The sequence below is a fragment of the Paracoccus sp. S4493 genome (assembly GCF_000967735.1).
Taxonomy (GTDB): Bacteria; Pseudomonadota; Alphaproteobacteria; order Rhodobacterales; family Rhodobacteraceae; genus Paracoccus; species Paracoccus marcusii.
In genome coordinates, this window is the sequence record NZ_JXYF01000039.1 from 19085 (window position 1) to 36267 (window position 17183).

A 17183-nucleotide genomic window follows, 5' to 3' on the forward strand; every position below is an offset into this window, starting at 1 on the left:
GATTCCTCACTTTTTGAGCGTGTTGATCATCGACTGCAGCAATGCAGCCGTCTCGGCGTCAGCGCCCGGCGTGACGTGGGCGGCAGCGCCAGACGTGCCCCCCGTGATCTCGGCCAGAAGCGCGCGGCGTTCCGACCGGGAAACATTCTGCTTGGCCAGGATCGTGTCCACGCGGCGCAGGGCATTCGTACCCGCGCCCTCGCGCGCCTCGACATCGGCTGTCAGCATCGTATCGGCGAGCCCCGCGGCAATGGCGTCCTCGCCGTTGAACCACGTCTCGCCGTCCATCCATTCCGCGGCCTTATCGCGCTCGACCCCGGCCTTGGCGGCGTAGACCGCCGCCATCGCGCTGTCGAATGGCTCCATGGTCTCGGCAGCGGCACGCATGTCGTGACGATTGCCCACCGCCACGACCCAGGCATTGTGGACCATCAGGAAGCCCGCCCGTCCGATCTGGACCTCGTCCCCCGCCATGGCGATGACCGAGGCGGCGGACGCTGCGAGGCCAAGGATGCGCACGGTGATGTGGCGCGAGTCCTGCCGTAGCAGGTTGTAGATGGCCACACCTTCGAAGAAGTCGCCGCCCGGGCTGTTGATGTCGACCACGACACGGTCGGCCTTGATCGACCGTAGCGCCGCTCCGATCCGCTTTGCTGTCACACCGTCGCCGGTCCAGTGATCCTCGCCGATCATGTCCAGGATGCTGATGACGTTGTCGCGGTCGCCATCGGCGGCCTGGATGTTCGACTGCCACTTGTCCATCATCTGCGGCGACGGTTCATAGGCCTGAACCTGCGCCGGGCGCGATGCCTTGATCTCAGGTGCTGCGCGTTGGGTCACTGTTCCCATCCTTTCGTGTGATCGGGCCGGGCAGGTCGCCACGCGCCGGCAGGTCCAGCCAGCCGCGGACCTCGTCCTGGTGCAGGAACGACTGCTGATTGTTGACGCTGAGCCCCTTGGCGAAGAACTCGGCCTGGTCCTTCATGCTGCCGCGCAGGAGGGCGGCCGCATTGAACTTCGCATAGTACTCGTCCTGTTCCCGCTCGCTCAGCAGGCAGCGCCAGATCGCCTGCTCCCAAGCCTCGAACCACGGGTTGAGACCGTAGCGGACGAACATCTGGCCCAAGACGTCGATGCCGGACCCCCAGGACGTGTCGTCGACCATCAGCAGCGGACGCGGGACACCGAAGGTACGTGCCACCTCTTCCACCTGGTGGCTTCGCATCTCCAGATGCTGGCTGCCTTGGGCGGTCTGCGTGAACGGCTTGGGCTCCATCCCCTCTTCGGCGATGATCCAGCGGTGGGCGTTCTCGGAGCCTTCGCGCTCCTCCATGCTGGCCAACAGGCGATCATAGGCCTCCTGGGACAGCTTCTTGTTCTGCGGCATGACCATGGCACCGCCGACCATCATGCCGTTCCGGAAGAGACGCGCTGCAGCCTTCTCGGCCTGCAGGGCCAAGCCGATAGCCTCGGCGGCCTGTTTGACCAGCGAGCGGCCACGAATGCCATCGGTCGTGAAGCCGCGCAGGTGGAAAATGTCACCGGCAGGCAGCGTGCGCTCGCCTCCGGACTTGGGGCTGAACTTGTAGATGACCGAGAAGTCGTCCTTCTGTTCGACCTTCATGCGCCTCGGATCGACGGGCAGGAGGCCGATCACCTGGTCGCCACGCTTCACCTTGACCGCGAAGGCATCGCCCTCCGTCAGTGCCCAGGTCTGCATCAGCTGGCGAAACTCGAAGGCAGTCTGCCAGTCGTTCGGCTTGCGGTGCAGAACCCGGAACAGGGGATGGTCATTCGCCTTCTTCAGATCGTCGCCCTGCCGATGCAGGTGCAGGGGCAGCATTGCGATCGAGTAGGACAGGAGCGAAACGCAGCGGAACACGGCGGTGTTCTTCAGGGCCTGCTCGGACGAGATGAACGCACCGCTCTGCGTCATGCCTCCGCCGCGCAGCATCTGCACCAGGTCGGGATCGTTCATCCCCTGGAACAGGCCACCATCGGCACAGGCCTGTACCCGGGCGTTGGGCGTCGCGGGCGCGGTCGGCGTCCCGCCACCGCCCAGTGATCCCAGCCAGCTCAGGACGCCCATCAGGCGAACCTCAGTCCGCGGGTCTCATAGACCGACGGTCCCGCGGCCTCGGGGTTGCCGAACATCAGCATCGCGGCGTTGAAGGTCGCCATCAGGGCGTCGATCTTCGCGCGTCCGGCGGCTTGCTTGGTCACGATGTAATTGCTCCCCTTGAGCTCTGTTTTGGCGTTTCCCACCGTCCACGCCATGAAGTCCGACGAGCCATGGATCAGCTTGCGATCCTTCAGGCGGCGCGGAAGGGTCAGGACTGCCGATTGCAGCTTCCAGCCCTGGCCGACACTGATCCAGCGTTCCTCGCCGAACCCTGCCTCGTCGAGGCCGTCCAGCAGTTCCGCGATGCCGGCAGCGTCCAGACCGATCGCCGGAGTTTCAGTCGGCAGCAGTCCCTTCGCCTCCAGCTTCTCGATGACCTCAATCGCACCCGTCACGTCGTCGCCGACCTCCAGACAGATCGTCAGGTCTCCGGCCTCCTCGAAGTCGCGCAGCTTGGCATCGATGTCCTTGCGACGATCAAACACTTCCTGGAATGCCCACGCATGGGTCCAGAGCAGCCAGCGGCGTGTGACCTTCTCCCGGCCGAGAACCGCGACAGCGAACAGATCGTCGAGGCCGCCGCCATCCACGCCCACGACGCAGACCTCCGACCGGCGCATCAGCTCCTCCAGCGTCAGCGTCTCGTCGCCGCAGTCTTCCCAGTGGTCGACACCGCGCCAGTTGTCGCCGCCGAGGCCGACACCAATCTCGATGTTCAGATGCTGGCTGGCCCAGATCTGCTCGGCCTCCTTCGAGACCTTGCCGTTGTTGTCGTAATCCTCCTCCAGCGCCTGTTCGCTGATCGACAGGCCGAGGTTCGGCAGAATCATTCCCCAGTTGGACCGGTCGCGCCAGAAGGTCTCGTCCTTCTGCTGTTCCTCCGGATACTCGTAGAGGATCGGCAGCATGATCGGCTTCGGTCCAGCCTTCCCGTCACGAATAGCACGGGCCTTCTTCAGCTCGGCCTTCCAGATACCGGTGGGCATCTCGTCGGATTGCGTCGTGATCATCAGCACCTTGCCGCGCTGCATGGTGATGCCGCCGCCGCGGATCTGCTGCATCACCTTCAGCGCCTTGGCCTTCTTGCCCAGCTCGTGCAGCTCGTCGATGATCGTCAGCACCGGGATCTCGCCCGTCACGATCGTCGTGTCGAACGTCTTCACGTCCAGCGAGGTGCCGGTCTTGCGCCGGGTGATCGTCTTCAGGTGATCCTGTACCTTGAAGATCAGCTGCAGCTTCTCGTCCAGGGCGACCATGCCCTGCGCCTGCTCGAAGCACCGCTCCGAGATGTTCTGGCTAGGCCCGACCAGCAGCATCTGCCGATTGGGGGCCTCCTCCATGTAGAGGGCCGTCAGCGCCAGCGCCGCCACATAGGTCGACTTCGAGTTCTTCTTCGGGACCATGCAGAGCAGTTCCCAGACCAGCTCGCGCTGCGTCTCGGGATCCTCGCTCGCGAAGAACACGACCAGCAGTCTCTTGAACCAGTCGCCGCAAGCGATCGACATGGGCGGGTTGCCCGAGATGTCTGGCAGCCTGAGCCGATTGAAGAATGCCAAGACGCGAGCGGCCTTGGCCTCATTGATCGGCACGTCCGCCATCGGCACGTCGCCCGCCTGCAGCTTCTCCCACCAGTCGGGGCAGGCGAAACGCGGCAGAGCCTCAGTGGCGGACATTCCGTTTGGTCTCCAGGTCCAGTTCGGCAGTCAGCGCCGCGTCGGCATCGAGGGCCAACTTCTCGTCCATCACCTTCTTGCCGAGTTTCTCGCGAGGCGCATCGGACGTCGGCCCTCTCTCTGCACTTGCGTACTTCCGCTCGGCTTCCATCTGGTCGAACCTCTCCAGCAGACGATCGACCTGGCGCATGGCGCCGACGTTGCCGGACTGGGCCGCGGTCATCGCCAGCTCCAGCCGGCGGGCGTCGAGCATGTCGCGCGCCACGGGGCGAACCTTCAGCTCGTGAAAAAAATTGCGGCGAAAAGTCGGCAGAGACAGCTGCAGGATCGAGGCGATCCGTTCGTTGTTCCAGCCCACCGCCAGCAACATCTTGACCTTGTTGCGCTCTTCCTGCGTCGCCTCTTTCCGGGGACGGCCGGGCTTGCCCGACTTGGCATCCACTGGGTTGCCGAAGAGGTCAAAAATCGCATCCATCAGAAAAAAATCTCCGCATGAGGGGGACGCGGGTCCGGGCCGGGACGGCCCCCCGACTTTCGACCCACCCCCCCTTGCCGGACGTCGGCGCGGATCAGGCGGGCGGGTCGCCGACCCCGACCATCACGGGCGGGTGGACGGTGCCCAGCACGCGCAGGTGCACCGAGGCACCGGCATTCAGGCGGGCCAACTCTTCAGGGGTGGGTTGCCATGCCGTCACCATGGCGGGCGTGCCCTCGCCATTCACCGTGCAGTTCATGACCTCATCACGCAGCGGCAGGCCGAGGTAGCCTTGCGACTTGCCGATGACGCGAGTGACGCCCTCAATCGTTCCGATAAGCATCGCGGCGCTCCTCTCGCTGTTTGTCTCGGTTGTGGCAGGTGGCGCACATGCACTGGACGTTGGTGCGATCGAAGAACATGTCACGATCCCCGCGATGCGCCTTGATGTGGTCACCGACCAGCTGCGCGCTTTCGAAGACCCGCTTGCACCGGACGCAGGTGAAGCTGGCCGCGACCAGCACATCCCATCGGATGGCCTGCCACTCTGCCGTCTTGTACCACTTGCGCCAGGTATCGATCCTGTCACGCGACCGGACCGGCACCCCACCACCGGAGCCACGCGGCTTTAGCTGTTGCCCGCGCGGTGCGAGCTGCCGCATGCGCGCCACGTCAGTACCAGAAGCGGATACCCCGGTACCGCATGGGGCGGAGACCGAGGCGCGCTTGCATGATGATCTGATTGCTCAGGCTCACAGGCTCAGGCGTCGCCGCAAGCTGCGGCCTTCACGGCCCACATCGATGCAGTTTCCAGATTGGTCAGCGCGACCGACCGACGGCGACCTGCGGGCAGCCGCTCAATGATTGCCGCAAGGGCATTGGTCGCCTCTTTGATTTCAGCAATGTCGGGATTGCCGCTCGGATTGAAGTCCGGATCGGTGACAGCCATGGCGGCCTCCAGTGATGTTGGGATAGGTCCGAACGACGAACGCCCGCGAGGGATGATCCCTGCGGGCGCACGTCTGGATAATAGTGAAATGTATGCTCTCGTGAGACCTAAGCGGTCAAGGAAGAATTTTTCGAACCGTGTTCTTCTTACCGAGCATGCGGTCCAGCGCCGACTTCAATGCGTCAGAGAGTTTTTGGATGTTTTGACCCTTGATGGCCCATCCATGCCCATCCAGCACGTCCCGAAAGCTCTTCCCATGCAGACATACGGCATCGACCAAGTCCCGGTCGCGAATGATCGAGGCTGTTGCCTTCCCCCGAGCCGACGGGCGAACCCGGCGAACCACCATTGCGGCCCCTGCCCCGATGCGCTGTCGCAGCTGCTGGATCTCATTGCCCGTGGCGAGATACGCATCGATGAATTCGCCGCCAGAAGATCCGCCGCCACTGCGCCGTGCCTCCAGGCTAGCGCACCGCATTCCTCCAGCATCATGCCGTTCGACCAGGTCGCGGTAATGCCGCGCGATGGTGACCTGCGCCTTGGAGAATGGTGGTATAGGATCACGGCCTTCCTTGCGTGCTCGGACCGCCTCGCGCTGGTCGAGAGTATCGAACACGTCAATCGCCCGCGCCGCCCTGAAGCCGCGCCAGCCGGTGGCTTCGACCTTGTAGCCCGTCCGCGACTTTTCATCTGGCATAACCACGTTCGGCGTGACGGCCATCGACGGCCCACGCGCCGGGGCAATGGGAATAGCAGGCCCGCACCCTTCCGCAGGCATGGCGCGCGCGATGATCCCCGCCACCCGCTCGCGTTCCTGGGCGCGGCGCAATGCCCCCATCTCGCCGTTGTAGATCGTCATGCTGCTGTTCCCTCTTCCGTAACGGCGGTCTGGATGGCCTCGATCTCCGCAAGGTCCTCATGCCAGACCGACAGCCATTGCTTTTCGGCCAGGGTGGCGCGCCCAGCCTCGATGTTCTCGCGGATCACCTTGCGCTTGTGCCGATTGCTGTCCGCATCCTGCTTGAGCCGAGTGATGATGTACTTGCCCGGCGGGGGGCCGAGCTTCTTGGCGATCTGAAACAGCTCGACTGCCCAGCCCTCCGCCATCGCCTGGCGGCCCATCGCCGACTTGATGAGGCTTTGCGCGTAGGCGCTGTCGCGCGGGGGCGGACACTGGATGGTCATCGCCCACGCCCGGACCAGTCCCTCCTCAGGCCAGACGCCCTTGACCGCATGCCGCGCGATCAGATCGACCATGGCACGCAGGTTGTCGTCCGACATGTAGGTCAGCCAGTCGCGCAGCCGGGCCATCGCCTTGTCGTGTGCCTCAGCACTTGTTCCGCGCTTGCGCGCCAGACCCGCAAGGGGCTGCATCAGCAGCATGTCGACACGCGCCCTCATTTCTGCATTGCAACCCGACATCCGGACCTTCCCCTTTCACCAGCAGTTCGACTTATCCACAGGCATCACCTTTCGGAGGCGCCCATAAGGTTTCATGTCCTTGTCTGTGTCCGTGTATTGTCCTGTAGGGCAGCTAACAGTTGCGGACCTGTTAAAGCGCTGCGGTCCTAACTGTTGCTAACTGTTATGCGTAACAGCGACTAACAGTGGATTGCAGCGCGATAACAGCGGCCTGCAGGACGATCACACGACCATCAGACCTCCCGTCCCGCCATGTGCACGACCCGAAGGCTGCCCATGATTTCCTCTGCCGCAACGCGGACGTTGTCGGCGGTGATGTAGAGATCGTTTTCCCGCAGCCATTCGGCGATCTGATCGACCGCTTGGCTATTATCGGCCATCTTGGCGTGCTTGATCTCGCGCAGCTTGGCGCGGATGCGGGATTTCTGCATGCCTTGCTGGGCGACCTCGCGACTGCGTTCGCGCCCACGCTTGCGCCGGAATTGCGCTTCGGCGATCTCTGACAGCAAGGGATGGCCCAACCGAGCAACCGCGCCGACAGGGGCCTCGTCGATATGTGTCGATCGCCAGCCGTACAGCGCCAACCCACTGCGGGCCTCGATCCAGCCCTCAAGATCCGCGCCGAACCCGGCCAGACGTGCGAGCTCGACATCATCGTCGGGCAGCGTGCCGGCGGGGTTCTGCTTCATGGCTGCGCACCATAGAAGCAGCGCGGTGCCGATGTCCTGTCGCCGGTTCGCCTGGATGGCCTTGGCGACGAAGCGGGAAGACAACAGCTGCTCACCGTAGAGCGGCATCCAATCAAAGTTGGGCAGGCGATCGCCGTGCTGCAGCGGATAAGCCCAGAACTCTACAACGTCCGTCATGCCAACCGCCCCGGCTGCAGCTGGTCAGCCTGCATCAGCTTGCTAAGCAGATACTGCCAGTATTCCGCTGAGGGGCCCGCCTTGAACTCCCGCGCCATGTGAGAATAGCCGACATTCAAGGCGCGGGCTGCCGCCGCGATCGACGGAAACTCGCGCCCATGGATCACGCAACGCTTGGCACCGGCCTTACCTCTGGGGCGCGGGGAGCGGCCGCCCAGCCCTGCACCATCAGCCGAGCCTCTCAAACGAAGCTGCCCAGTGATCGAGGTTGGGCAGATCTTCAAAGTCGCCGCCGCCACGGAGATGGAGGGATAGATCACGCCACGGACACGCACTGGCACACAGTTGGGATGGTTGGGACGATGTTTGACCAGCCCCGCCCGGTTACGGGCACGCCACTCCTTCTGTCGCCGCAACTCCGCATGGCGGCAAGCATCGCAGCGGCACCGCAGGCGGTTGTACGCATAGGACGTCCCGTGAGTGATCGCCCGCAGCTGATCTTGTGCGGGCTCCGTCATGCTTCATCCTCCTCCGGCGCACCCTCGCGCGTCGTGCGCGGAACGCGACGGAAGAATTTTTCCGAAATGGATTTGAGACGCTGGTAGCGGCCGAGGGCGCGCATGGCGCGCGCCTCGTAGAACCGCCCCAGGACGTGGTTCATTAGCCGATGCATCATTGTCCCTCGATCCGGCTGAAGACGATTTCGGCGCCAGCGATGGCGAGGACCGCCATGATGTAGCGCAGCTTGGGGTCATGCTCCTCGCGCAGCCAGTTGATGACCTGCCGATGGCTGACATCCAGCACCGCTGAGGCCTTCTCGGCCAGCTCACGCTCGGACTGTGCGGGGAAGGCCCGCCACAGAAGGTCGCGGAACCAGCGCCGGTTGGCGCGGGGGTCTGTCGAATATGCAGGATTTTTCACGGGCAGCGCTCCATATTGGTCCTGTGAAGAGTGACCAGTCGAGCAATGAAAAGAGGACGCGGCATGTTGGTTCATGCTGCGTCCTCGGGCTTTCTAACATTTGTGAACATCTGAGCGAGGTCGGGTCGGACGCTTGCGATGGGCAATCCAAGCGCAGCAGCAAAGGCTTCTGCCTTCTCAACACCTATGCGCCGATGGCCACTCTCGATAAGGCTCAACATACCGCGGGATATGCCAGCGGCTGCGCAAATCTGCGCGCGAGACAGGCCTCTGGCCGTGATATGTTCTCTGATCTCCATGCCGGATTGTTTACACACAGAAAACAAAACCGCAAGTGGGCCTGTTTACTTAGTGTAAGTTTTGCGGGATCGCGGAAGCTGGCATTGTTTGCCGTATGAAATACCGCATCAAAGAGCATCGCCAAGCGCGAGGTTGGACCCAGGAACAGCTGGCCGAGATGGCCAATGCGTCTAAGGGCTACATCTCACTGCTCGAAAGCGGAAGGCGAGATCCTAGCGCGGAAACCCTTCGCTCGCTGGCCGCAGCGTTTGGCGTAGACGTGACCGCATTGATCGAACCATCAACAGATGCCGCTCGGTCGATCATCGATCACCTGGAGATTTTTCAGAAGCTCTCTGAGGCAGATCAGGCAGTAGTTGCGAGGATTGCTCTGTCGATGGCGCCGAAGGACGAGACCGGATCGCAGTGAATAATTGAAGCCTATCGGCTTCAGAAATTGCCACCAACACCGCCGCAATATCAAACTCATCTGGCACATCTACCTCCAACCACGACGAGAACATTAGGCGAACAAAAGCAGCCGCGACAACCATAAAGATTTGTTGCATCTGCCCTTACACGTCTGTTTTCTCCCGAATCACCAATATTTATGCACTGCACGGTCTGGGCACCGCGCCACTTGTTGGCGGGCAACTGACTATCGCCAGTGTTTACACACAGAAACTTTTTTCTTGCTGTCTAAGTTTACTGTGTGTAAATCTCGCAGCAACCGGCACTGTGCCGGGCTGGAGTGAACCTATGCACCTCATCCCCATCATCACGCTGCGCCTGGCACAGGCTGCGCTGGTCGTAACCTTCTACCTGACCGCGCCGACTTTGGTCGCGGCAGCCATTGCCTACGGCGGAACAGCACTCGGCCAGGCAACGAACTGGTAGGCGTACCGCGCCACCAGACAGGGTGCAGCCCCTTCCTGCTTCGCCGCACCCCGTACTGGCCCGCAGCCGCCCCCTCCTCCCTCAGCGGCTGCGGGCATTTTTCCATCCACATCCACAAGGACCGATCCATGTCCAAGCCACCGGAACTGCGCAGCCTCGATCAGCTGCTGTCACTCGCCGACAACGGCGACTACCTGCCCGACCTGCTGTCGCGGATCGAAGCGAACAACATTGAGATGCGCCAGTTCGCGCAGGACTTCGCGTCCAGCGCCAAGGGCAAGATCACCCTGACGATCGACATGAAGACCGACCGCTTCGGCCAGGTCGAACTGGTGATCGAGGACAAGATCGTCGGCCCCAAGCCACCCAAGCATAAGGCAGTCGGATGGCTGACCGGCGACGGTGCGCTGACCACCCACAACCCCGCCCAGTCCCGCATGGAGGTTCGCGACGTCGGCGGACACCGCGAACTGCGCACAGCCGAGTAAGGACACCGGCCCATGACACAAGAACCCGCCAAGAACTTCGCCGAGACGATCATCGAGGAGACGCGCCCGGTCTGCGATTTTCGGTATATCAGTTTCCCTACAAACGATGATCCGCAGCAGCCGACCATCATCGCCGCACCCTCGGACATGCGCCTGCACGATCTGACCGAACAGCACCGCAAGGCGATCGAGGCGCTCAAACCGATGCAGCGCACCGGCAAGGCCGTCGTGTCCGACCTGCCCAGCCTGATCGAGTGGACCAACCGCTTCAAGGGTGACGACACCGTCCTGTTTGCACAGATCCAGCCCAAGCCGCAGTTGCTGTCGATCATCGACTATCACGGCGCCGGTGCACCGACGATCGACCCTGCTGCGGGTGATCCCACCGCCAGCTATGGTCGCCACACCGCGCTCTACACGTTCCCGGTGTCCGAGGAATGGAAGCGTTGGACGGCGATCAGCGGTCAGGCGCTGACAAAGGACCAGTTCGGCGAGTTCATCGAAGAGAACGCCAACGACCTGCTGGACCCGACCCCCGCCCTTCTGGCCAACCGCGCCGATGGCGCCGAGGCTTGGGAACAGCGGATGGTCGAGGTTGCGCAGAAGTTGCAGGGCCGTTTTGGGCAGTACGCTACGCTAGTCCAACTGTCGCGCAGCTTTGCCGTCCATGAGGTCGGCCACCTTCAGGTGACGACCAACCGCGATACCGGCGAGACGCAGGTTCAGTTCTTGGACGAGCATCGCGATCCTGACGGGCAACCGCTGCGCCTGCCCAACCTGTTCATGATTGCCATCCCCGTCTTCGAAGAGGGTGCGCTGTACCGACTGGCGGTCCGCTTCCGCTACCGCAAGGCGGGGTCGGAAGTAAAATTCTTCGCCACCCTCTACAACCCGGACGCCGCGCTGCGCGATGCCGCTCGCGAGGCTCTTGCATGGGCGCACGAACAGACCGCCGTGCCGCTGCTGATGGGCACACCCGAGATCGGCGCCCGCTGATCAAGCGCCTGACTGGCGCGCCACAGCGCCAGTTCCCCACCCCCAGCAATCGAATGGAGCCTTGAGAATGCGCCCGGAACCGTCCCCCCCGTACCATCCTGCGAACACTGCCGATGCAGCGCGTATCGCCCGCCTTCGCTCCACGAGCTTGAGCCTTGAAAAACAAGACAAGCCGATCTCGTCGATGGCGATTGTCGCATTCCTGGTCGTCGCTTCGATCAGCGCCACGGTGGGCGCAGCGCTCGCTTGGTGGGCCTTTGCATGAGCGATCCACGCAGGCCCACGCTGACGCCTGATACTCGCCAGCAAGCAGCCCGGACCCGAGAGGTCATTCTTGATCTGCTGCTGCGGTGCACGGACCGCGGCTGTTCTAGGCTTGGCTGCACCGGGGTGTCCTTTGTCACCATGGCTATGGGCCTTTGGACGGCAGAGCTTGCCCAGCTGGACGGTAGCGCGACTGCCAAGCTCATGCGGGCTCTCGCCGATATGTTCGACCCTGGCAGCAGCGCCGAGGCCAAGGATCAGGCGGAGGAGGATCGCAGCGCAGCAGCTCGCGAACTGCACGTCGCGCTCGATCTGCTGATGGCGCAGGAAGAAGGTGCTGCGTGAACAATCCCCAGCCCCCACACCGCAACGTCGTGATTGCAAGCCTGCGCGAGGGCCTTGGCGTCGAGGACATCGCGGTCATTTGCGAATGCCGCGCCGAACAGGTCCGCGCTATCGCCGCAGAGCTGCGCAGCGCCGGCATCATGCAGACGATCCGCTTCGAACCGCCGAGGTATGCGGCCTGACCTTCAAGCGGGCCCCGCATCCACACAACCCCGATCAAACCATCACACCTTCAGAAGGAGGCCTCGGCCATGACGATTATCGGTAACCTTCCCGTCCGCCCCGAAATCCTCGGCAAGATGATCGAGGAGCATCTGACGCTGGCAATGGTCGCGCAGATCAAGCTGGGCAAGCGGGTTCTGAAATGAGCATGCACCCCCACCTGCCCATGATCATCGACAGCTTTGCCGGCGGCGGTGGTGCGTCGACCGGTATCGAGGCCGCGCTTGGCCGGTCGCCGGACATCGCGATCAACCACAGCGAAAAGGCGCTGGCGCTGCACGCGGCCAACCACCCTGAGACGGTGCACCTGGACAGCAACATCTGGGACGTGGATCCGCTGGCCGTGACGAAGGGCCGCCATGTCGGCCTGCTTTGGGCCAGCCCGGACTGCAAGCACTTCAGCAAGGCCAAGGGCGGCGCGCCGCGCGACCGCAATATCCGCGACCTCGCGTGGGTCGTGGTCCGGTGGGCCGAGTTCGCCAAGCCCGACGTGATCTGCATGGAGAACGTCGAGGAGTTCGTGACCTGGGGCCCGGTCGACAACGACGGCCAGCCGATCAAGGAATTTGCGGGACAGATCTTCGAGATGTGGATCGCCCGCCTGCGCAAGGCCGGGTACAAGGTCCAATGGCGCGAGCTGCGCGCCTGCGACTATGGCGCGCCGACGATCCGCAAGCGGTGGTTCCTGGTCGCGCGCCGCGACGGGCGACGCATCGTCTGGCCGAAGCCCACGCATGGCGATCCGAAGTCGGACAAGGTCCGGAAAGGCAAGCTGCTGCCATGGGTCGGCGCGCATACCTGCATCGACTGGTCCCTCCCCTGCCCTTCCATCTTCGACAGCAAAGCCGAGGTGTTCGAGAAGCTCGGCCTGCGCGCGGTACGGCCCCTGGCCGACAACACGCTGGCGCGGGTGGCGCGCGGGATGAAGCGCTACGTCCTGGAGGCCGACCGCCCGTTCCTCGTGAACCTGACGCACGGTGGCCGGGTCGAGGATGCGGCAGAACCGTTCCGCACGATCACCGGTGCGCATCGCGGCGAGAAGGCAGCGGTCGTGCCCATTGTTTCGCAGATGTACGGGTCCGGCGGCGGGCGCGGGGAAATCGACCGCCCCCTGGGCACGGTGACTGCCGATGGCCAGCACGCCTCGCTGATCGCGGCAAGCGTCCAGCGGTTCAACACCGGCGCGACCGGGCAGGACATGCGCGACCCCATGGCCACGATCACGGCGAACAGCTGGATCAGGAAGCCGGGCGGTGCGGCACCCTTGGGCGTCCTCGCGCCCTATCTGGCCAGCATCGCCCACGGCGACAGTGGCGGGCGGCGGGAATACCCGCTGGCTGATCCTCTCGGTACGGTCACGGTGGGAGGTATCCAGCATGCCGTCATCGCCCCGGTGCTGACTTATGCTCAGCAGGGCGGCGGCAACCGCGCGGCGACCGATCCGCACCATACGATCTGCGCCAGCAAGAAGGACCAGAACAGCCTGATTGCCGCGACGATGGTGCAGACCGGCTATGGAGAACGGACGGGCCAGCAGCCCCGCGCACTGGACGTGGCCTCCCCCCTCGGCACGGTGGTCGCCGGCGGGGCCAAGCATGCGCCCGTGGCAGCGTTTCTCGCACAGCAGAACAACGACACCCGGCGCGCGGGCGGGGTCCACCCTGGCCGGGCCGCGAATGAACCGATGTCGACGGTCACGCAGTCGGGCAGCCACCAGACGCCTGTGGCCGCGTTCATCGCGCGGCAGTTCGGTGCCAGCACCGGTCACGCGACAGACGCCCCCCTCGGCACCGTCACGGCGGGCGGACAGGGCAAGTCACAGTTGGTGGCCTCGTGGTTCGCCAAGTACTACGGCACCGGGGACGGCGCGCGTGCAGACGAGCCTTGCCACACGGTGACCGTCAAGGACCGCATGGGCCACATGCAGGCCGAACTGGCCGCCCCTCCCTTCGCGCCTGAGCATCACGCCCGGGCCCGCGCCGTGGCTGAGTTCCTGCGCACCCACGATGCCTGGCACGGCGGCGAGTTCGTCACCCTGACGATCGAGGGCATCAGCTACGTGGTGATCGACATCGGCATGCGGATGCTGACCCCGCGCGAATTGTTCCGAGCCCAAGGCTTCCCGGCTGACTATGTGATCGAGGGCGTGTGGGAGGGTCTGGAGACCGGTGATCCGGTCTGGGTGCCATTCGCCAAGGACGTCCAGGTCAGCTGCTGCGGGAACAGCGTCTGCCCGCCCTTGGCCGAGGCGCTGGTCGCGGCGAACTGCGGACATCTGCGGGCCGATCAGCTAGGCGAGGCGCAGGCATGACGGTGTACGTGGACGATATGCAGGCCGCTTTCGGCCGCATGAAAATGTGTCACATGATGGCAGATACCACCGAAGAACTTCTCGCAATGGCCGACCTGATCGGCGTTCAGCGCAAATGGCTGCAGAAGGCAGGCACGTCCTACGAGCACTTCGACATTGCGATGTCGAAGCGGAAGCTGGCGGTCGCGGCTGGCGCCAAGGAGGTCACACGGAAGGAACTCGGTCGCTTCATGCTGTCCAAAAGATCTGCCGGGCTTACTGATCGCCAGCTACGCGACCAAATCGTTGCCTGCGCTTCCCTATCAACCCTAATGGAGGGAGAGGCATGAGCCACACCCGAGCAGAATACCTTGCCAGCCAGATCGACGCCTGCATGACCGGCGGCAAGCTGTTCACCCGCAAGATGATGGAACAGACGCGCGACGAGCTGCGCCGCCTGGACGCCGAAAACGAGCCGCTCCGGCTAGCGCGACCGGCTGCGAAGGGATCGAAGCCACGCGCACGAGGCACGGATTGACGCACATGGTAAGGGAAGCAAGCCATCATGCACCTAAGCCGGTCCGCGAGCCGTTCATGGACCAGGCGGACTTGAGAACGATCGGCACCAAGACCGCGCCCCGCGTGACGGTTCGCCAGATTGCCGCCGAGGTTTGTTCGCACACTGGGAACAGCGTCCATGCCGTCATGGGGCGCAGCCGTGTACCGCACGTCTGCCGGGTGCGGGAACTGGTGTGTTACATCGCCCATCGGCGCGGGCTTACCCTCTCTCAGATCGGCCGGGCGCTGCGTCGCGACCATAGCACCATCAAGCATGCGATCGAGAACGAGGTCCGGCGCCGGGCAGAGGAAAGCGCATGAGCAAGTCGACCCGACCGCCATCCGCAAAGCCATTTTTCAAGGCGATCTCCGGCAAGGGCCGCTCGAAGGCATCACTGGCCAGCGCCATGTTCGGCGACCTTCCCGACCAAGCAAAGCCATTGCCAGAGCATGAGCGCCGGGCCGAAGACTTCTATCCGACCGGACAGCCCGAGGCGATCCGCAGCCTGTTCGGCTACGATGGCCCACGGATTCGCGACAGCTGGTCGGTTTGGGAACCTGCTTGTGGCGATGGCGCGCTGGTACGCGAGATCCGCGCCATGGGTATGCCGTGCATCGCATCGGACCTGATCGACAGGGGCTGTCCGGATAGCACGATCGCAGATTTCTATTCGGCGACGCGAAGCCCGGCCCGAGCGATCATCACTAACCCGCCGTTTTGCGAGATCAGCTCAAAGGGCGGTGGTCGTTGGCTGCGCCATACCTTGGCCATGCCGGGATGGGACTATCTTGCCCTGCTGCTGTCGTGGGACTGGCCCGCCGGGCGCATCAATGGACTTGGGCAGCTGCTGGACGACCAGCCATGCAGCTGGTCCTACCTGATGCGGTGGAAGCTGGACTTCACCGGCGAAGGCAACCCTGCGCAGCGCAACGGCTGGTTTGTCTGGGACAGAAGAGATCCGCGCGGGCCGACGCATCCGAAGCTGTATGGCGATTTTAGAATGATGGATCGGATTGATCCGCGACAGGAGGTACTGATCTGATGGGAAGACCCCGCGCCGTATCGTCTGCCGACATGGCCCGCACGCTGGATTGCCTAACCCGCGCCGGCATTTCTGTTGGCGAGATCATCGTCGAACCTGGACGCGTGCGGATCCTCCCGAAGGCCCTTGCGCCAGAGGCCCTGCCCGTTGATCTTGTGGCCCCTAAGGAATGGCCTAGTGAGTGACGAAATGCGCCTGCAATACCCCGGCCTGCTGCGCGAGGTTCTGCCGTCAGGCACCGTGCGCTGGCGTGTCCGGAAGGCAGGCGACAAAAAGGTTCGCGTCCTGCTGAATGCAGGTCCTGATCATCCGCGCTTTGGCGAACACTACCACGCGGCGCGCGCGGGCATTCAGCTGCCGCCGGAGGCTGACGCACCGAGCGCAATCAAGGGTTCGGTTGGCTGGCTGGTCGACCTGTACCGCGCCGCAATGAAGGACATGCAGGAGCAAGGCCACCTGCACAAGGCCACTGCCCATCAGCGTGGCCAGTTCCTACTGTGGCTTGCGTCAGAGGTGGGAGAGTACAGCGCCGCCATGCCACAGTCGCAGCTGATCCTGCTGCGCGACAAGAAGGCCGCGACGCCAGGTGCTGCAGACAACTTCATCAAAGCTGTCCGCGCCATGTATGCATGGGGAACTGATCGAGGTCACTGTAAGGCGAACCCGGCCGCGGGCATCGGCAAAATCAACCGCGGCACTGGGGCGACGGCATGGACAACCGACGACCTGCTGAAATACCGGGAACGGCATCCGAAGGGCACCATGGCTCATCTGGCGCTGTCGCTGCTGATGTTTACGGCATGCCGCCTCGGGGACGTCTATCGCCTTGGCCGAACCCACGAGATGCAACGCAACGGCGTCACCTGGTTGGATTGGCAACCCGAAAAACGGGGCAGTTCGCGCGTCCGGATACCCATGCTGCCGCCGCTCCAAGCCGCCATCAGGGCGCAAACCATTATCGGGCCGACATATCTGCTCACAGAGCATGGCAAGCCGTTTGCCAGCAAGAACGCCTTTGGCAATAAGTTTGCAGACTGGACCCGCCAAGCCGGGCTTGCGGGGTTATCCGCGCACGGGATTCGGAAATCCGCCGGCGAACTGTTGGCGATGAACGGGGCAAGCCAGTACGAGGTCATGAGCGTACACGGTCACTCGAATGCGAAGACCAGCGAGATCTACACCGCGGGCGCGGATCGCGATCGACTGGCGGACCTGGCCATGCAGCGCATGACCGGAGTTGACTGGTAAAACGTGGGACACCAGCAACCCTAACCAATTGATTCCTATAGAGCGCTATGTCGGGCAATGTGGGACACTGCCACGTTGATTTCGCTCATCTTTCGGCGTTTTGGATAGTCCTGCCGGGCCTACCA

Annotated in this window: 25 protein-coding genes; 12 read left to right on the plus strand and 13 right to left on the minus strand. The window is 63.6% G+C overall.

Translation table 11 applies throughout. The features are described from left to right. Nucleotides 1-6 precede the first annotated feature (6 nt). From TW83_RS07695 to TW83_RS07745, 13 genes are all read right to left on the minus strand, one after another. On the minus strand, nucleotides 7-840 hold the full coding sequence (locus tag TW83_RS07695; RefSeq protein ID WP_045982185.1) for a head maturation protease, ClpP-related: 834 nt from the start codon (nucleotides 838-840) through the stop codon (nucleotides 7-9). Continuing rightward, nucleotides 818-1978 (minus strand): phage portal protein, encoded by a 1161-nt coding sequence (locus TW83_RS07700; RefSeq protein WP_045982207.1) that lies wholly within the window; start codon nucleotides 1976-1978, stop codon nucleotides 818-820. The genes TW83_RS07695 and TW83_RS07700 overlap by 23 nt, the downstream gene beginning before the upstream one ends. Nucleotides 1979-2088: 110 nt before the next feature. Next, entirely contained in the window at nucleotides 2089-3795 is a 1707-nt protein-coding gene (locus tag TW83_RS07705; protein ID WP_045982186.1) for a terminase large subunit, read from the minus strand. After that, the gene (locus TW83_RS07710) at nucleotides 3782-4270 is read right to left on the minus strand and encodes a hypothetical protein (RefSeq protein WP_045982187.1); all 489 of its coding nucleotides are present in this window, start codon (nucleotides 4268-4270) and stop codon (nucleotides 3782-3784) included. The genes TW83_RS07705 and TW83_RS07710 overlap by 14 nt, the downstream gene beginning before the upstream one ends. Before the next feature lie 94 nt (nucleotides 4271-4364). Then, nucleotides 4365-4613 carry a hypothetical protein gene (locus TW83_RS07715; RefSeq protein ID WP_045982188.1) on the minus strand — a complete coding sequence of 83 codons (249 nt, stop codon included), beginning with the start codon at nucleotides 4611-4613 and terminating at the stop codon, nucleotides 4365-4367. Beyond that, nucleotides 4594-4932: an HNH endonuclease gene (locus TW83_RS07720; protein ID WP_157001405.1), complete on the minus strand. Its 339-nt coding sequence runs from the start codon at nucleotides 4930-4932 to the stop codon at nucleotides 4594-4596. Before TW83_RS07720 ends, TW83_RS07715 begins: the two co-directional genes overlap by 20 nt. Before the next feature lie 98 nt (nucleotides 4933-5030). Next, nucleotides 5031-5219, minus strand: coding sequence for a hypothetical protein (locus TW83_RS07725; RefSeq protein WP_045982190.1), 189 nt, complete (start codon nucleotides 5217-5219; stop codon nucleotides 5031-5033). Nucleotides 5220-5334: 115 nt separating this feature from the next. Next, complete coding sequence (locus TW83_RS07730) at nucleotides 5335-6078, minus strand: hypothetical protein (protein ID WP_045982191.1); 744 nt, start codon at nucleotides 6076-6078, stop codon at nucleotides 5335-5337. Continuing rightward, nucleotides 6075-6620, minus strand: a complete 546-nt coding sequence (locus TW83_RS07735) for a hypothetical protein (RefSeq protein ID WP_157001407.1) — start codon at nucleotides 6618-6620, stop codon at nucleotides 6075-6077. Before TW83_RS07735 ends, TW83_RS07730 begins: the two co-directional genes overlap by 4 nt. A 254-nt stretch (nucleotides 6621-6874) precedes the next feature. Beyond that, nucleotides 6875-7507, minus strand: coding sequence for a hypothetical protein (locus tag TW83_RS07740; protein WP_045982193.1), 633 nt, complete (start codon nucleotides 7505-7507; stop codon nucleotides 6875-6877). After that, nucleotides 7504-8025, minus strand: a complete 522-nt coding sequence (locus TW83_RS20465) for a hypothetical protein (protein WP_157001409.1) — start codon at nucleotides 8023-8025, stop codon at nucleotides 7504-7506. The genes TW83_RS07740 and TW83_RS20465 overlap by 4 nt, the downstream gene beginning before the upstream one ends. Continuing rightward, on the minus strand, nucleotides 8022-8168 hold the full coding sequence (locus tag TW83_RS20470) for a hypothetical protein (RefSeq protein ID WP_157001411.1): 147 nt from the start codon (nucleotides 8166-8168) through the stop codon (nucleotides 8022-8024). The genes TW83_RS20465 and TW83_RS20470 overlap by 4 nt, the downstream gene beginning before the upstream one ends. An 11-nt stretch (nucleotides 8169-8179) precedes the next feature. After that, nucleotides 8180-8428 (minus strand): hypothetical protein, encoded by a 249-nt coding sequence (locus tag TW83_RS07745; RefSeq protein WP_045982194.1) that lies wholly within the window; start codon nucleotides 8426-8428, stop codon nucleotides 8180-8182. Nucleotides 8429-8822: 394 nt separating this feature from the next. Here TW83_RS07745 and TW83_RS07755 point away from each other — a divergent pair, with 394 nt between their 5' ends. The 12 genes from TW83_RS07755 (at nucleotide 8823) to TW83_RS07810 (ending at nucleotide 17058) form a co-directional block, all read left to right on the plus strand. Further along, complete coding sequence (locus TW83_RS07755; protein WP_045982196.1) at nucleotides 8823-9137, plus strand: helix-turn-helix transcriptional regulator; 315 nt, start codon at nucleotides 8823-8825, stop codon at nucleotides 9135-9137. Between the two features lie 329 nt (nucleotides 9138-9466). After that, entirely contained in the window at nucleotides 9467-9604 is a 138-nt protein-coding gene (locus TW83_RS20475; protein ID WP_157001413.1) for a hypothetical protein, read from the plus strand. A gap of 128 nt (nucleotides 9605-9732) precedes the next feature. After that, complete coding sequence (locus TW83_RS07760) at nucleotides 9733-10092, plus strand: hypothetical protein (protein WP_045982197.1); 360 nt, start codon at nucleotides 9733-9735, stop codon at nucleotides 10090-10092. A gap of 12 nt (nucleotides 10093-10104) precedes the next feature. Further along, on the plus strand, nucleotides 10105-11088 hold the full coding sequence (locus TW83_RS07765; RefSeq protein ID WP_052714716.1) for a DUF2303 family protein: 984 nt from the start codon (nucleotides 10105-10107) through the stop codon (nucleotides 11086-11088). A 261-nt stretch (nucleotides 11089-11349) separates the two neighbouring features. Further along, on the plus strand, nucleotides 11350-11697 hold the full coding sequence (locus TW83_RS07770) for a hypothetical protein (protein WP_204245728.1): 348 nt from the start codon (nucleotides 11350-11352) through the stop codon (nucleotides 11695-11697). Further along, nucleotides 11694-11879 carry a hypothetical protein gene (locus tag TW83_RS07775; protein ID WP_045982198.1) on the plus strand — a complete coding sequence of 62 codons (186 nt, stop codon included), beginning with the start codon at nucleotides 11694-11696 and terminating at the stop codon, nucleotides 11877-11879. Before TW83_RS07770 ends, TW83_RS07775 begins: the two co-directional genes overlap by 4 nt. Nucleotides 11880-12061: 182 nt before the next feature. Further along, entirely contained in the window at nucleotides 12062-14230 is a 2169-nt protein-coding gene (locus TW83_RS07780; protein WP_239441307.1) for a DNA cytosine methyltransferase, read from the plus strand. Then, entirely contained in the window at nucleotides 14227-14559 is a 333-nt protein-coding gene (locus tag TW83_RS07785; RefSeq protein WP_045982200.1) for a DUF4031 domain-containing protein, read from the plus strand. Before TW83_RS07780 ends, TW83_RS07785 begins: the two co-directional genes overlap by 4 nt. Further along, nucleotides 14556-14747, plus strand: coding sequence for a hypothetical protein (locus tag TW83_RS07790; RefSeq protein ID WP_045982201.1), 192 nt, complete (start codon nucleotides 14556-14558; stop codon nucleotides 14745-14747). The genes TW83_RS07785 and TW83_RS07790 overlap by 4 nt, the downstream gene beginning before the upstream one ends. A gap of 56 nt (nucleotides 14748-14803) precedes the next feature. After that, nucleotides 14804-15088 carry a helix-turn-helix domain-containing protein gene (locus TW83_RS07795; RefSeq protein WP_045982210.1) on the plus strand — a complete coding sequence of 95 codons (285 nt, stop codon included), beginning with the start codon at nucleotides 14804-14806 and terminating at the stop codon, nucleotides 15086-15088. Further along, complete coding sequence (locus tag TW83_RS07800; RefSeq protein ID WP_052714720.1) at nucleotides 15085-15810, plus strand: hypothetical protein; 726 nt, start codon at nucleotides 15085-15087, stop codon at nucleotides 15808-15810. The genes TW83_RS07795 and TW83_RS07800 overlap by 4 nt, the downstream gene beginning before the upstream one ends. Before the next feature lie 177 nt (nucleotides 15811-15987). Further along, nucleotides 15988-17058 (plus strand): tyrosine-type recombinase/integrase, encoded by a 1071-nt coding sequence (locus TW83_RS07810; protein WP_052714722.1) that lies wholly within the window; start codon nucleotides 15988-15990, stop codon nucleotides 17056-17058. The last annotated feature ends 125 nt before the right edge of the window (nucleotides 17059-17183 follow it).

What these genes read in the sequence shown, in the direction of transcription:
- TW83_RS07700 (WP_045982207.1), bottom strand. Translation starts at nt 1,978, where the DNA reads ATGAACGATCCCGACCTGGTGCAGATGCTGCGCGGCGGAGGCATGACG.
- TW83_RS07705 (WP_045982186.1), bottom strand. Translation starts at nt 3,795, where the DNA reads ATGTCCGCCACTGAGGCTCTGCCGCGTTTCGCCTGCCCCGACTGGTGG.
- TW83_RS07710 (WP_045982187.1), bottom strand. Translation starts at nt 4,270, where the DNA reads ATGGATGCGATTTTTGACCTCTTCGGCAACCCAGTGGATGCCAAGTCG.
- TW83_RS07715 (WP_045982188.1), bottom strand. Translation starts at nt 4,613, where the DNA reads ATGCTTATCGGAACGATTGAGGGCGTCACTCGCGTCATCGGCAAGTCG.
- TW83_RS07720 (WP_157001405.1), bottom strand. Translation starts at nt 4,932, where the DNA reads ATGCGGCAGCTCGCACCGCGCGGGCAACAGCTAAAGCCGCGTGGCTCC.
- TW83_RS07725 (WP_045982190.1), bottom strand. Translation starts at nt 5,219, where the DNA reads ATGGCTGTCACCGATCCGGACTTCAATCCGAGCGGCAATCCCGACATT.
- TW83_RS07730 (WP_045982191.1), bottom strand. Translation starts at nt 6,078, where the DNA reads ATGACGATCTACAACGGCGAGATGGGGGCATTGCGCCGCGCCCAGGAA.
- TW83_RS07735 (WP_157001407.1), bottom strand. Translation starts at nt 6,620, where the DNA reads ATGAGGGCGCGTGTCGACATGCTGCTGATGCAGCCCCTTGCGGGTCTG.
- TW83_RS07740 (WP_045982193.1), bottom strand. Translation starts at nt 7,507, where the DNA reads ATGACGGACGTTGTAGAGTTCTGGGCTTATCCGCTGCAGCACGGCGAT.
- TW83_RS20465 (WP_157001409.1), bottom strand. Translation starts at nt 8,025, where the DNA reads ATGACGGAGCCCGCACAAGATCAGCTGCGGGCGATCACTCACGGGACG.
- TW83_RS20470 (WP_157001411.1), bottom strand. Translation starts at nt 8,168, where the DNA reads ATGAACCACGTCCTGGGGCGGTTCTACGAGGCGCGCGCCATGCGCGCC.
- TW83_RS07755 (WP_045982196.1), top strand. Translation starts at nt 8,823, where the DNA reads ATGAAATACCGCATCAAAGAGCATCGCCAAGCGCGAGGTTGGACCCAG.
- TW83_RS20475 (WP_157001413.1), top strand. Translation starts at nt 9,467, where the DNA reads ATGCACCTCATCCCCATCATCACGCTGCGCCTGGCACAGGCTGCGCTG.
- TW83_RS07760 (WP_045982197.1), top strand. Translation starts at nt 9,733, where the DNA reads ATGTCCAAGCCACCGGAACTGCGCAGCCTCGATCAGCTGCTGTCACTC.
- TW83_RS07765 (WP_052714716.1), top strand. Translation starts at nt 10,105, where the DNA reads ATGACACAAGAACCCGCCAAGAACTTCGCCGAGACGATCATCGAGGAG.
- TW83_RS07770 (WP_204245728.1), top strand. Translation starts at nt 11,350, where the DNA reads ATGAGCGATCCACGCAGGCCCACGCTGACGCCTGATACTCGCCAGCAA.
- TW83_RS07780 (WP_239441307.1), top strand. Translation starts at nt 12,062, where the DNA reads ATGAGCATGCACCCCCACCTGCCCATGATCATCGACAGCTTTGCCGGC.
- TW83_RS07785 (WP_045982200.1), top strand. Translation starts at nt 14,227, where the DNA reads ATGACGGTGTACGTGGACGATATGCAGGCCGCTTTCGGCCGCATGAAA.
- TW83_RS07790 (WP_045982201.1), top strand. Translation starts at nt 14,556, where the DNA reads ATGAGCCACACCCGAGCAGAATACCTTGCCAGCCAGATCGACGCCTGC.
- TW83_RS07795 (WP_045982210.1), top strand. Translation starts at nt 14,804, where the DNA reads ATGGACCAGGCGGACTTGAGAACGATCGGCACCAAGACCGCGCCCCGC.
- TW83_RS07800 (WP_052714720.1), top strand. Translation starts at nt 15,085, where the DNA reads ATGAGCAAGTCGACCCGACCGCCATCCGCAAAGCCATTTTTCAAGGCG.